12 protein-coding genes and 1 pseudogene are annotated in these 13,983 nt (G+C 36.4%); 5 read left to right on the top strand and 8 right to left on the bottom strand.

Annotation, left to right across the window (positions count from 1 at the left end; translation table 11 throughout):
• Positions 1–327 precede the first annotated feature (327 nt).
• A complete protein-coding gene (gene tsf, locus ODZ84_RS12045) occupies positions 328–1,155 on the bottom strand; it encodes a translation elongation factor Ts (protein WP_266172558.1) in 828 nt (275 codons plus the stop codon).
• A gap of 145 nt (positions 1,156–1,300) precedes the next feature.
• Between tsf and ODZ84_RS12040 the strand changes: the two genes are divergently transcribed.
• Positions 1,301–2,029, top strand: a complete 729-nt coding sequence (locus ODZ84_RS12040; protein WP_266172557.1) for a DUF6759 domain-containing protein — start codon at positions 1,301–1,303, stop codon at positions 2,027–2,029.
• Positions 2,030–2,095: 66 nt separating this feature from the next.
• Here ODZ84_RS12040 and ODZ84_RS12035 read toward each other — a convergent pair whose 3' ends face one another.
• Both ODZ84_RS12035 and gltX read right to left on the bottom strand, forming a co-directional pair.
• Positions 2,096–3,052 carry an acetyl-CoA carboxylase carboxyltransferase subunit alpha gene (locus ODZ84_RS12035; RefSeq protein ID WP_266177364.1) on the bottom strand — a complete coding sequence of 319 codons (957 nt, stop codon included), beginning with the start codon at positions 3,050–3,052 and terminating at the stop codon, positions 2,096–2,098.
• A 49-nt stretch (positions 3,053–3,101) separates the two neighbouring features.
• Positions 3,102–4,606: pseudogene (gene gltX / locus ODZ84_RS12030) on the bottom strand (glutamate--tRNA ligase).
• 266 nt (positions 4,607–4,872) lie between these two features.
• Here gltX and ODZ84_RS12025 point away from each other — a divergent pair.
• The 4 genes from ODZ84_RS12025 (at position 4,873) to ODZ84_RS12010 (ending at position 8,958) form a co-directional block, all read left to right on the top strand.
• Positions 4,873–5,019 carry a hypothetical protein gene (locus tag ODZ84_RS12025; protein ID WP_266172556.1) on the top strand — a complete coding sequence of 49 codons (147 nt, stop codon included), beginning with the start codon at positions 4,873–4,875 and terminating at the stop codon, positions 5,017–5,019.
• A 454-nt stretch (positions 5,020–5,473) separates the two neighbouring features.
• Positions 5,474–6,679, top strand: coding sequence for a hypothetical protein (locus ODZ84_RS12020; RefSeq protein WP_266172555.1), 1,206 nt, complete (start codon positions 5,474–5,476; stop codon positions 6,677–6,679).
• Between the two features lie 5 nt (positions 6,680–6,684).
• Entirely contained in the window at positions 6,685–7,713 is a 1,029-nt protein-coding gene (locus ODZ84_RS12015; RefSeq protein ID WP_266172553.1) for a glycosyltransferase, read from the top strand.
• A gap of 3 nt (positions 7,714–7,716) precedes the next feature.
• Positions 7,717–8,958 (top strand): glycosyltransferase, encoded by a 1,242-nt coding sequence (locus tag ODZ84_RS12010; RefSeq protein ID WP_266172552.1) that lies wholly within the window; start codon positions 7,717–7,719, stop codon positions 8,956–8,958.
• A 107-nt stretch (positions 8,959–9,065) separates the two neighbouring features.
• Here the strand turns inward: ODZ84_RS12010 and ODZ84_RS12005 are convergent, their stop codons facing one another.
• Genes ODZ84_RS12005 through ODZ84_RS11985 form a run of 5 tightly spaced genes read right to left on the bottom strand, consistent with a single transcriptional unit; the run spans position 9,066 to position 13,981 of the window.
• Complete coding sequence (locus tag ODZ84_RS12005) at positions 9,066–10,277, bottom strand: glycosyltransferase (protein ID WP_266172551.1); 1,212 nt, start codon at positions 10,275–10,277, stop codon at positions 9,066–9,068.
• A gap of 3 nt (positions 10,278–10,280) precedes the next feature.
• Positions 10,281–11,228, bottom strand: a complete 948-nt coding sequence (locus tag ODZ84_RS12000; RefSeq protein ID WP_266172550.1) for a hypothetical protein — start codon at positions 11,226–11,228, stop codon at positions 10,281–10,283.
• The gene (locus ODZ84_RS11995) at positions 11,225–12,214 is read right to left on the bottom strand and encodes a hypothetical protein (RefSeq protein WP_266172549.1); all 990 of its coding nucleotides are present in this window, start codon (positions 12,212–12,214) and stop codon (positions 11,225–11,227) included. Before ODZ84_RS11995 ends, ODZ84_RS12000 begins: the two co-directional genes overlap by 4 nt.
• A 20-nt stretch (positions 12,215–12,234) precedes the next feature.
• Positions 12,235–13,215: a glycosyltransferase family protein gene (locus ODZ84_RS11990; protein ID WP_266172547.1), complete on the bottom strand. Its 981-nt coding sequence runs from the start codon at positions 13,213–13,215 to the stop codon at positions 12,235–12,237.
• 4 nt (positions 13,216–13,219) lie between these two features.
• Positions 13,220–13,981 (bottom strand): glycosyltransferase family 2 protein, encoded by a 762-nt coding sequence (locus ODZ84_RS11985; protein WP_266172546.1) that lies wholly within the window; start codon positions 13,979–13,981, stop codon positions 13,220–13,222.
• Positions 13,982–13,983: the final 2 nt, after the last annotated feature.

Below are 13,983 nucleotides of genomic sequence, written 5' to 3'. Positions count from 1 at the left end.
GGCGCAAATGTAATCATTAATAATCATATTATTATACAAAAAAATCATCGAAAACATTTTTAGAGTTATTTTATTGTAAAGTTAAAATTCATTTCATACACCGTTAATATTACAGCTGATATTCTGCCATTATAGAAGGAAAATATTCGGGGAGTCTGTTTAAATTTACAAGCTAAATATTCTCATTTTGAAACTGCTGGAGGTTTTTGTATCGGATAAGAATGGGAAATGAAATCTGACTTGATGAGAATAAAAAATCAATACGGTACAGACAAAAAAATCCCGGTGAAAAAATTCACCGGGATTAAATATTTTAACCTGGAAAGATTAAGCTAAGCTTACTCTTATGAATCCAGTTACTTTAAGGTCTGCATTTACAGATTTTACATAGTCAGCAACAGACATGCTGTTATCTTTAATGAAATCCTGGTGTACCAAAGTATTGTCTTTATAGAATCTCTGCATTTTACCTTTAAGGATATTGTCGATGATGTTGGCAGGCTTACCTTCTTCAGTAAGTTTATGTCTTTCAATCTCCAATTCTTTATCGATCGTTTCCTGAGAAACAGCCGTCTCATCAAGAGCGATAGGGTTCATAGCAGCAGCCTGCATAGAAACAGCTTTGGCAGCTTCATCAGATCCTTCTACTTTAGCAGAAAGAGCGGTGATCGCAGCGATCTTGTTTCCGGCGTGGATGTAAGCTCCCAGGTAAGGTCCTGTAATTCTTTCGAATACTCCGATCTCGATTTTTTCACCGATAACACCTGTTTGCTCGATTAATTTTTCAGCAACAGTAAGTCCGTGGAAATCTGTAGCCAAAAGCTCTTCTTTAGTGGCAGCGAAAATTGCCATTTCAGCCAGTTCGTAAGCAAGCTCGATAAAAGCTTCGTTTTTAGCAACAAAGTCAGTTTCACAGTTTAAAGAAATAATAACCCCTAAAGTGTTATCTTCATTTACTCTTGCGATTACCGCACCTTCACTTGATTCTCTGTCAGCTCTGTTAGCAGCAACTTTCTGTCCTTTTTTTCTAAGGATGTCTACCGCTTTCTCGAAATCTCCTTCAGCTTCAACTAAAGCTTTTTTGCAGTCCATCATACCTGCACCTGTTTGGTTTCTTAATTTTGCTACGTCTGCAGCAGCTGGTGTATAAGACATAATATCTATTATTTTTTTATTGTAAGTATTCGTATTAATTTTTAGCTTAATTTTAAAGCTGTGCAAAGATAATGATTTTAATGATAAACTAAAAAATGACTTTTTGCGTTATGTATATATTTAATAAAATTTAAATGTTTAACGAATGAAAAAAATATTTCTCCTCATATTCCTATGTATTTTTACGCTGGGCTTTTCTCAGAAAAAGAAAAAAGCTAAAGTAAAAGCGGTTGTAGAGAAAGAAACGGTGATCATCTATACTGAAGAAGAAGCAGAAAATTCTAAGGAACTGCGGGTAATCGCCGGGTTTCTGAAGCAAAATCCCGGGCATGCTAAAACTGAATATTTTAAGAAAAAACTCATGCTGGTGATGCTGGCAGATACGTCTTCAGACGCAAAACTGGCCACCACAGCATCCATGGGTACTATTAAAACAGAAAATACCGTAAAAGGAAGCAGCCTGAAGGATAATAATAAGAATCTTGCTTCGAATGCTGCTCTGGCTTCGTTAAAGGCCGAGAGAGCGGTACACTATGCATCCGTCACAAGCGCTGCTAAGACCGCGGGAGTGAGTAAAAAAGCTGAACCTTCTGATGAATCTAAAAGAACGGCTGCCATGCTTACCCACATTTTTAATAATGATATTAATAAAAATGAAGCCTACATCAATATCCGGAATAAATCCAAGTGTCCGCTTAACGTAAAAATAAATGGCAGAAAATCTTACACTCTGCTTATCCCGGCGAAAAGTCAGAATTTTATTCTGATCGATAAAGGAGATTATACTTTAAGTACCATGGTTTGTGACGCGGCCTATTCTTCACTGAAGAAGATCGATAAAGATATTGAGATCGCACTGAATGTAGCGGAGTAGGAGGTAGATGTAGATATCACCGAAAATAAAAAGCGGCTGAGAAGAAATTCTCAGCCGCTTTTGTTTTTATCCTTTAAATTGCCCCATGGCAATAAATTTATCCTGTCTTTGGGTTTCAAGTTCTTTCCCTGTAAATTTAGAGAAGGCTTTAACATTCTGTAGAATGGAAGCTTTCAGATTCAGGTAGGTCGTTTCCGGATCATAATGTGCTCCTCCAAGCGGTTCTTCGATAATTCCATCGATGAATTTTTCTCTTAAAGCATCTTTTGGAGTAAGGTTCAGTGCATTGGCGGCATCCTCTTTGTGATCCCAGTTTCTCCATAGAATGGATGAGCAGCTTTCAGGGGCAATTACCGTATACCAAGTATTTTCCAACATATATACTTTGTTGCCAACCCCGATTCCCAATGCGCCACCACTTGCTCCTTCACCGATAATATATGTGAAGATAGGCGTTTTAAGCATCGTCATTTCGAAAATGTTTCTTGCAATGGCCTCTCCCTGTCCTCTCTCTTCAGCTTCAAGACCAGGATAGGCTCCCGGTGTGTCTACTAAAGTAATTACCGGAATTCTGAATTTTTCAGCAAGCTTCATCAGTCTTAAAGCTTTTCTGTACCCTTCAGGGTTAGGCATTCCGAATCTTCTGTGCTGTCTCTCCTTAGTTGTTCTGCCTTTCTGAGTTCCTATAATCATTACTTTCTGACCATCCAATGTCGCTAAACCGCCGATCATGGCAGGGTCGTCTGCGAAATTTCTGTCTCCGTGAAGTTCCAGGAAACTTCCCTTGTCTACCATCCCGTTAATATAATCTAATGTATAAGGACGGTCCGGGTGACGGGATAGTTGTACTCTCTGCCAGGGAGTAAGGTTGCCATAGATCTCTTTTTTCTTTTCGATGATCTTGTCCTCAATCTGGCTGCATGCTAATTTTACATCAACACCACTTTCTTCTCCTACTAAAGAACATGTTTGGTATTGGTCCATCAATTCTTGTATAGGAAGTTCGAAACTTAAATATTCCATTTTCTTGAAGTAAATTAAATCTTTCAAATGTATGAAAAATTATGAAAAACTATTTAAAATTATTAATAGCATTGTTTATTCTGGCGATACTTTCTTCTTTTCCAATGAGTTCCAGTATATCCGGGACATCCGGGCCCTTCAGTTCTCCTACTAAAGCCAGACGCAATGGCATCATTACTTTTCCCATCCCCAGGCCTTTTTCCCGGCCAATTCGTGCATGGTCTGTTTTAAAGCTTCAGCTTTAAAATCTGCAGTTTCCAATTTTAATGCAAGATCTGCTAAAACAGCAGAAGTTTCATCATTCCAGGCCTTTTTTGAGGCTTTTTCCTCATAAGAAACCGGTGCTTCAAAGAAAAATTTTCCGTTTTCATAGATGTCTTTTGGAAAAGTGGCCCGCTCTTTCATCAGGTGAATAATTTTCAGCAATTTTTCGTCCTCGATGGTTAAATTTAACCCTGAAGTTTTTAGAATCTCAAGCAGTTCTTCATCAGATTTCAGCTGAATATACTGGTGATTGAACCATTCTGCCTTTTCTTTACTGAATCTTGCTCCCGCCTTATGAACTTTATAAAGATCAAATTCTTTAATCATTTCTTCCAACGGCAAAATTTCTTTATCATCCGCAGGAGACCATCCCAATAACGCCACCATATTAATGAATGCTTCAGGCAGGTAGCCGCTTTCTCTGTATCCTATGGAAGTATGTCCGGTCGCAGAATCTGTAAAATTCAGCGGGAATACCGGAAACCCGAACTTATCACCATCTCTTTTGCTTAATTTTCCTTTCCCTTCAGGTTTTAGAATCAGAGAAAGATGGGCAAACTGAGGAGCTTCCCAGCCCATGGCTTCATATAATAAAGTGTGTAAACCTAAAGAAGGCAGCCACTCTTCGCCACGAATTACGTGAGTGATTTCCATTTCGTGGTCATCGATGATATTGGCAAAGTGGTATGTCGGCATGCCGTCATTCTTTACCAAAACCTTATCATCTAAAGTGTTGGTGTTTACAGAAGAATTTCCGCGAATGATATCTTCAAGATTAAGGGTTCTGTCAACAGGCATTTTAAACCTTACCACATAAGGTGTCTTTTTATCCAGTAACTGCTGAACTTCTTCTTCAGAAAGCGATATGCTGTTTCTGAGTATGTTTCTTGTTTTGTTGTCATAAGAGAAAACATCTCCTTTTGCTTCGTATTCAGCACGGATAGCATCCAGTTCTTCAGCCGTATCAAAAGCGATATATGCATAATCGGTCTTTAAGATCTCTGCGGTATATCTGTCGTAAATGTCTCTTCTTTCAGATTGTCTGTAGGGAGCGAATTTTCCTCCTTTTTTAGGGCTTTCATCAGCAATGATTCCGCACCATTCCAGGGCTTCTTCGATGTAGTCTTCAGCGCCTTCCACATACCTTGCCGTGTCGGTGTCCTCAATTCTCAACACAAATTCACCACCCTGGTTTTTAGCAAAAAGATAATCATATAATGCTGTTCTTACGCCTCCCAAATGCAAAGGTCCGGTAGGACTTGGAGCAAAACGTACTCTTACTTTCCCCATATCAATTTAAAATTTTGATGCAAATTTAGGTAAAGGAAATGAATTGTTGTATAATAAAAAGGCTATTCTACTCATAGAACAGCCATATGATTATAAATATCGAAATATCGATCTCTTAATAAATATTAGTTATTTCACTTACTGTATCTCATGCCTCTCGGTATTGTTCCCTTCAAGAATGAAAGTAGCATAATACTCAGGTGATGATGAATTTAGTGAATTTGTTTTTTTTAATCGGAGAGTGGCATTACGGAAAATATTTATACTTGAATTTAAAAACAATTCCTATTCACAGATATTTTAACGGAACAGATCACTACTATACCATAAAGTCCGGCTATGTAGATGAAGGAATCAAATTCAACGCTTTTGCTACGCAACAGCCTAACACCGTATCTATTTACAGATATTGAACAGAAAAATCACTAGTGCACAAATCAAGTCTCAAACCCAGACGATATATGGGAGGAATTGAGTTTTATGGTTATTAAATATATATGTATATGATTAATGAAAAATGATGAAATCGCATGATTCCACAATTTTTTTTTATTGTATCGTTATTTTTTATGAATACTTAATATTATATTTTTTGGTTTTCTGATTCTAATATTTACATTTGCAGAATTAATGATCACTCATAGTAAGTTAAAAACAGGAGAATGATTCTGGGAAAACATGACGTATTAGTAGATGAATTCAAGACCCATAAAAAGATTTGAATCAACAAGGATTCATATCGGAATTCATTGTAAGGAAGATAATAGGACAGGAATGAAGATCATTATGAAAAGCAGTAAAAAATAATATACACAACTAAGGATGCCTCTTTACATTAATAAGCCGAAATTTTTATTAATTCTGCTTATGACTTTTACGATAATTTCCTGTTCTCAGCAGGAAGAAAGCTTATATGCTGAAAATGTTCCGACTACACCGGATAATAAAACAGAATATGGTGAAACCACAGATTATCTTACTGATATCGGAACCCTCAATATAAACATGATTGCCAATGGAAATCATCCGGGTAAAAATGACCCGGGCTTTATAAAAAATATCAGTACTCCTGATTTTGCTTACTGCCATCCGGACGTCCAGTACTTTCCCAATGGTTTTAACGGGTATAAATACTGGATGGTTTTTACGCCTTACTTTGGGACAGTAGGAAATATTCAGATCTCTAAAAGATATGAAAATCCTACCGTGGTCGTATCCAATGACGGGATCCACTGGAGTGGTCCTAACGGCGTGGCCAGTCCTCTGCAGAGAACGCCTTCCGTAAATGAAAGCTTCTCCGAAAAAAAAGAAGAACCTAAGCAGGGCTTTTGGTCAGATGTCGACTGGACGTACGAAAACGGAAAATTCTCCCTTTATTATAGAGCAAGTTTTATAAAGGCTGTCGCTCTGAAAAGCAGGGGAGCCAAAAGCCAGAATAATATGAAGAAGCTGGCAAAAAATGCTCAGAGAACAATTGTACGGCAAACTTCTGCAGACGGAATCAACTGGACTCCTCTGGAGGCTGTTTATACAAGTGATGCTCCGTATTCTCCAAAGAATAATCACATCATTTCGCCGAGTATTGTCTATAATGGGCTGGGATATATAAGCTATGAGGTAGAAAATAATATCAGCCCGAATTTCCCCGGAAATGATCCTTCTTATATCATTCGGAGAACATCCGGTAACGGCTTGGATTTTTCCAAATTTAAAGAAAGCAAGGTTGTCAATTTTATCAACAAACCCTGGACAAAGGTGAACTCCGAGTACGCGCCATGGCATATTCAGGCTACCTACGTAGACGGATATTACTTCTTGTGTATTGCTGCGGGGGAAGTCAAAAAATCTACGGCTGAAAGTCTTTATATCGCTTTTTCAAAAGACGGACTTAACTTTAAAGTGCTTCCCAAGCCCCTGGTAGAAAAAAACACCTACCGGTCCTGTATTTTCCCAATGAGTACAACGAGTGAAAATATTAATTTCGGAGCTGTTATTGCATATAAAACAGGTATCTTTAAGTATCGGGAATTTCAGCTGAATAAAGCAAAGCTGGATGGATGCCTGCCTAAATAATATTTATGAATATTGAGAAAAAGGATATTTCTGTATCTGTCATTATCCCTGTTTATAATGCGGGAAAGTTCTTAGCAGAAACTATTGAGAGTGTTTTAAATCAAAGCTTTAAAAATTTTGAACTCATTTTAATAAATGATGGCAGTACCGATGATTCTGCTGCCATCTGTACAGAATATTTAAGAAAAGATGCCAGAATACAATATGTTGATCAAGCCAATTCAGGGGTTTCTGTAGCCAGGAATCTGGGGCTTTCTCATGCAACTGGTGAATATGTTTTCTTTCTGGATTCTGATGATACCATAGATCGCGGGTTTTTAGCAACATCTTATGATGCTGCCAAAGAACAGGATAGCGATATTACCATTATAGGAGAAGAGTTTTGCAAAAGATTACCCCGCGTTCCTGCATTGCCTACCTGTGCCCAGTTTTTGCGTCTGGAATTTCTGAATACATATCGGGATATAAAATTTCCCCAAAATATCCAGCCTTGTGAAGACGGTTTATTCTCACACCAGTTGATTGCACTGACCAAAAATATCGGGACAAATCCTCAAGGTGTTTATCATTACAGGCATCATGAGAATCAAAATCACCTAAAAATTAATGAAAATGCTGATCTGGTCCTTCAGCAGATTCCGATTTGGTTAGAAATATTAGATGATTTTTATGAAAGGTATGATCTTTTTAAAACAAAAGCACTTCATTTAGCCTTATTTATGGAACACGAACCATTTGGGTTCAGATATCTGGCAATGCCTTTGAATGATCAGCAGAAAACTTCATTACATCACCTGATAAAAAATTATATGCTGAGAATTTTGCCTTATCTTTCAGCGGAAGAAAAAGAATTGCTCAGTGAGCCTTTCCTTTATTTTATCAATTCTGATGGTGCTTCTGATTTCGACAGGTTTTATATCAGGTATACCAAAAAGCGGTCAGCCAGGAAGAAGTTGTATTTATTTTTTATAAAATTTATTCCATTGAGAAAAATAAGAAAAGACCTGAGGAAGAAAGTCAGTGAAAGATTTTAAGAAATGAAGATTTTAGTAATACAGCATTCAGGATTTATCAACGGTTCAGGAGGAACAGAGAAAATAGCAAGCTTTTTAGCTAATCATTTTGCTGCCCTGGGACATGATGTAGAAATTGCCACGAATCAAAATATTTCCGGAGGAGCAGTGTTTCCACTGACAGAAGGAATCAAACTGACCAATATTTTTAGTTCTGATATTGTTCAGGAAAATTTAAAGGCACTTCACAATTATACTGGTAAAAATCCTTTCCAATGGGTCAGTTTCAAAATCAAAAAGAAGCAGGCAAAAATTTTCAATAAAAATCTTCTTAAGAAAATGAACGGACCTGACGGTCTGTACGAATTCAACCTTAAAAAAAGAGCTGAGGCCTGGAAAAAATATATGGATTCCGTAAATCCTGATCTTATCATTACCATGTCTACCGGCTCTCTGCTGGAGATCACTTATCAGAATCAATATACGATCCCCATTATTAATTCTGTAAACGGCAGACCGGACTATGATTATTCGGATATTCTCTGGTACAGAAGCGAAAAAGAGATGTCTCTTCTGAAAGAATCTTATAAGCATCTTTCTGCTGTTCAGATCCTGTTTGACAGCTATAAAGATTTTTTACCCGACACTTTTACCGGGAAATCGGTTACCATTTCGAATCCTGTTCCTCAATTTGAAAATGATGAAATCGTTGATCTTACAATTATAAAAGAAAAGTACAAGATTTTGCATATCGGTACTTTGGCTACAGATTGTAAACAGCAGCATGTTGCTATTGACACATTTGCTGAGGTTGTTAACGAATTTCCAAACTGGGAACTGCATTTTTGGGGTGTTGGAAATGATTTTGATCTTTTGAATAAAAAAATTAAGAATTATCAATTAGAATATAAAATTTTCCTCAATGGTTTTACAGACCATCCTGTTTCAAAATTAAAAGAAGCGGATCTTTTTATTTTTCCAAGCAAATATGAAGGCTTCGGATTGGCTCTGGCTGAAGCGATGTCTGTAGGGCTTCCGGGCTTAGGTTTTGAGACATGCTCCGGAGTTAATGAATTAATAAAACATAATATAACCGGTTTTCTTGCTCAGGATCCCCAAGAATTGATATTCTATCTAAAACAACTGATGGCTGATTCAAGTTTACGTTCAGAGTTAGGAACAAATGCCCATCTTGAAATGAAAAAGTTCGCTCCTGAGAAAATGCTTGAGAAATGGAGCTTACTAATAGAAAATTTCAGACTTTAATATATTTAATAGCCAGAACAATTAGAATTAATATATTCGGCTACTGTTTTATAAAAAAAGTGCTTCCCAAAATGGAAAACACTGATTAGGTCTTTTACGTGAAAAAATTATTTTAACAATTCAAAAATCTCTTCTTTTTGTGCTTCAATAGAAAAAGGATAAATTGCTTTTTCAGAATTATGATGTAAAGTATTCCAGGTAGATTCTTTTGTGCAGATTTCAATGATATGATCAGCAAATTTCTGATAATCTTCGTTCCCTGAAATTAATGCAGTGACTCCATTTTCCAGAAACATGCCTTCGGCACCGATTTCGGTAGTTAATACAGGCAGCGTGTATTCTAAAGCCTGACCGATTTTACCTTTTACTCCGGCCCCAAATCTTAAGGGAGAAACGGAGGCGAAACATTTTTCGTAGTAAGGGATGATATTCTCTACAAAACCGGCAATTTCAAACTTGTCGGAATTCATTTTTTTGATGGTTTCCGGAGCTTCCGAACCAATGATAGTGATTTTTAATTCCGGTAAAACCTGCCACACCAAAGGCATAATATGATGATACAGGATTTCAACAGCATCTACGTTCGGATCATGGAGAAAAGTTCCGATAAAGAAAATCCCGTTCCTCTTTTCGAATGGTGGCATGTCTTCCGGTTTTACCTTTAAGTTATGAACATTGCTCACGGTAAAAAGTTTCGAACGGTCGACAAAAGCAGTCATAAACTCTTTTTCTTTATCACTGATTACAGCTATTTTATCTGCCTGCTTACAAAGTTCGGTTTCGATGTGCTTATAATGTACCAGTTCCTGTGCTCTGTTTTTATCATATTTTATTTCGAGTCCTCTTTCCATCCTTAGATAATGGATGTCTACCATATCATAAACAATCTTTGCCTGGGGAGCTCTTTCTCTGAAAAATCCCAGGTAATGCTCGAAAAGTTCGGGTCTGTGGCACCATACAAAATCAAGTTTAGGAAGAAGGTTGTTGATGAACTGTTTTTTTCCTTTCATAATGCCGTACTCACCTATAAAAGGTGTATACACCATCACATTATGATCGTTCAGGTTTTGGATGTATTTTCTGGATTCAACCTTGGGGATGGCCTTTCTCCAGTCCATCAGATATACATTATAGTGTTTTGCCAGGAATTTTGCAATTTCTGTAATTCTATTAGATGCCGAATCCTTATCAAAAGTCGGAATCTGGCTGTCCACGATCAGTATATTTTTTTTATCAGGATCGGGAATAACGGTTTTTACAGATAAGGGATAATGCCTTTTTAAGTATATATAATTTTTTATTTTTCTTTTAATACCCATGTCTTATAATTTGAATATTTTCTTTGTAAAATGGCTAACGTGATATTGATCCAGAATCTCCTGGGAAATTTCGATATAATCAAGTTCCAGAAATTTTTTAATTTCGTCCGGATTTAAATGATAACTGTCGATGATCAATATGTTATTCGGATGATAAAATTCATAGTCTTTCACTGATGCGTTGGTCGTGATCAGTTTTTTTCGGTATCCCAAACTTTCAAAAGTCCTGAAAGACAACCCTTGCTGATCTTCCCTCTGAATATCGATTATCGCTCTGGACTGGGATATAAGTTTTTTTGTTTCTTCAAGTGAGAGATATCGGGTGGTTGAAATCAGATGAGGATACTCTAATTTTTCAAACCAAAATAATACAAAATGAATTTTTAACCCCGCTTCAGTCAGGATCTTTGAAACAGCATCTATTTCATTAATTCTGGAATCATAAGATGAGACGTTAAAAATATCATACTGTATCTCTTCCGGTTCCAGCACTTCATCATAAATAAAATTGGAAGTTTCCTTAAAATTGTATTTTTTAATATCCTCTTTTTCGTAAGAATAGATTTCATCAAAAACGGGTGCAATTTCAAGTTGTCTGGGAAATTTTTGACAGCTGTCATATAAATACGCAGTAAAAGTCTCCGTATTTGATTTTAATTTTTTCAGTAATGAATCTTCAAGCAAATCAGGTCTGATGACAAAAATTATATCCTGCTTTTCTTTGATCTGATGAAGAATCTGCTGAGTGAAATATTTTTTTTTAATATTACTTCCAAATACCTTAGTGATACCGTTCCAGACTTTTACAAAAATATTCGGATAGGTATATTTTATGGTGTCGGTTTTAATGTCAGTAACTACAATATTAGGTCGGGATTCCAATTCCCGGACGACATAATCAAGATAACCGTACGCAAAAGGATAAATCAGAGTAATTTTCTTTAACGTCATTTCTTAAATATTTCTTTCAGTTTTCTTTCAAATGCGATCTCTTCATTCAGCACCATTTTTTTATAGATGGTAAATTGAGAAATGTGATCCGCATAATTATTTAAAACGTCTTTTATTTTAGCAATAATTTCAGGAATTTGTTCTTCACTGAAGTTAAATTTATACTCATCAGGAATCATCAGGTCTTCATAATAGGCTGATGATCCGTTTCTGCCTGAAATGATGCAGCAGTCCTGAGATACAGATTCTCTCAACATTTTATCGCGTCCCGGATTTTCCCCGAAGTCAACATAGAGTAACGATTTGGCCATTATCTCCTGAATTTGTCCGGCATTCATATTCTGAATAGGAACCCAAGTGAGCTCCGGAGAGCTTTTGATAATCTTAGAGATCTCTTTTATCCCTTTCCGGGGATTGTAGAGAATTGTTTTATTGCTAAGGTCTTTTTCTATTCTCCCTGTATTTTTTAAGAAGCTGGGGTTAATGTAATCGCATACGAAATCGATCTGTGTTTCAGGAATTCCGTGCTCTTTTATATATATGGATGATCGATAGGACTGTGCCCACTGAAAGACATTCGGGAGAGGTTCAAAATAATATTCCCTGTCTTTTTGCTGATAGAATAATTTAGTGAAAAAGTTCTGTCTGCGGATTCTGTGATCCATTAAAATCTGATAAAAATTGACGCTGAGCCACCAGATCACTTTTTGACTTTCGGGATATTCTTTGATCAGAAAAGTCATCGATTCCGGAACAATTAAAATATTTTCAGCTTTATCTTCTACTGTTTCTATTTCTGTCGTGACATAAACATTATAATTTTCAGGTTTTGCATTTCTTCGCTTAGGAATATAATGCATGAATATATTCCCGATGCCGAGATGATACAGTTTGTCAGCCAGCTGATGCAATGCCTCGGGCCCGCCTGTCACACTGTTTGGTGGGCAGAATATGATGATCTTGGATTGATTTGTATAGTTAAGCATGGGTTACTGTTCAAAAAAAGTTATGATAACTGAAAGACCTTGTTTACCCAGTTATCAAGAGTGTATTTATAGTAAATCTCTTCAGGAATTTTTTCGTACGGCAATTCAAAAAAAGATTTATCCAGATTGCTGCATGTTTCGTTCAAAACAAGAATGTTACTGGGGTCATAAAAATCATAGGTTTTAATGAATTCATTATCCGTAACGATTTTTTTCTCCAGAGCCATAGCTTCAAAAACTCTGAAACTGAGTCCATACTGATTTTCACGGGTAAGGTCCAGCAAAGCTTTTGAATTCCTGTAATATTCAGGTAATTTCGAATGATCAACTTTTTTGATACCGAAAACAATTTGAAGATTTTCAGGAACCGTAAAGAAGATATTTTTCAGCTGATGTTTCCAGCCTTTTTTTCCAATAACAATAACCTGAAATTTTAATGACAGCTCCGATAGCTTTTTGGTAAGCAGCTTAATAAATGTCACCCGTTTATTATCATAAGATGTGATATAGAAGAGGTCGATTTTGGTCTCCTGTTCTCCATTTTCCACATGAGGAAGATAAATATAGTTGGTTAATTTTTCAAAACAGTACTTTTGAGTATCTGCAATATCGAATGAGAAAATCTTGTCAAAAAGATTCAATTTTTCTTTCTCCACGGGAAAACGGTCCAGGCTGTCGTAAAGATAGGTGATGAGTCGATCAGATTTTTTCCTGATTTTTTCCAGTGTTGACAAATCAAAAGTATCAGGATTCAAAACTAAAATCTGATCCTGATGGCCCAGCTTTTCAAGAGATTCCAATACAAATTTCTGTCTTTTTTCGGTCTTCAGATTTTTATTAAGAAAAATTTTACTTACGGCATTCGTCGCCCTTTCACTAAAATTTGAATGGGTCACATCACCTATTTTAATGTGGTGGGCATCGATATTTTTTGTACACAGTGTTTCTACAATATGCTCATCATAACCCCAAAAATCGAAACTAATAACACAAATCTTCATCCAATCAATTTTGCTCCTTTTTTAATGATTCATAAGTTTCAAAAACACTTAACGCTTGCAGATAAGAGAGTTGATATCCTTCCTTTCCGTCGAATATACCTAAACGCAAAATGTATGCCTTAAAGAATTTAAACGTGGTTTTGGAATATTGAGTGAGTACACTGAATTTTTTCCCTTTGGCAGCCAGTTCCTGTCCTTTCAGAACTCCGTAATGAATCATTTTCTTTTTATAGGACTTATAATCATTAACGGAAAAATGGAGAAGTTTATTTTTAAGCTCTCCGACTGTTCCGTTTACGTGCAAAGTTTCATGAACTTTTTTCTCAGAAACATACCTGGCTTTTGATTTTCTGAATAATCTGAAATTTTTATCCGTCTGTGTCCCTGAATAATGAATAGGCTTGCCGGCAAAAAAGAATTTTCTATAAAAATAGTAGGCATCTTTTTTGTCTGCCTTGTTCAGCTCCTCTATAACTTCCTGTCTCAGTTCAGGAGTGATTCTTTCGTCACCGTCAAGAAATAAAACCCAGTCGTTTCCGGCGTTATCCAATGCCAGATTCCTCTGTTTGGTAAAATCTTCAAATGTATTCTGAATAATTTTCACATTGGGAAAAGTACAGGCTATTTCCAAAGTTTTATCGGTACTGAAAGAATCGACAATGACAATTTCATCACAAAAATTAAAACATCCGAGTACTTCCCGAATGTTTTTTTCTTCGTTGAATGTTATGATTAAGCCACTAACTTTCTCAGTGAGTTCAGGCATAT

Origin of the sequence: Chryseobacterium fluminis (genome assembly GCF_026314945.1) — a bacterium.
Taxonomy (GTDB): Bacteria; Bacteroidota; Bacteroidia; order Flavobacteriales; family Weeksellaceae; genus Chryseobacterium; species Chryseobacterium fluminis.
This window is presented reverse-complemented; position numbering and strand designations above follow the sequence as displayed.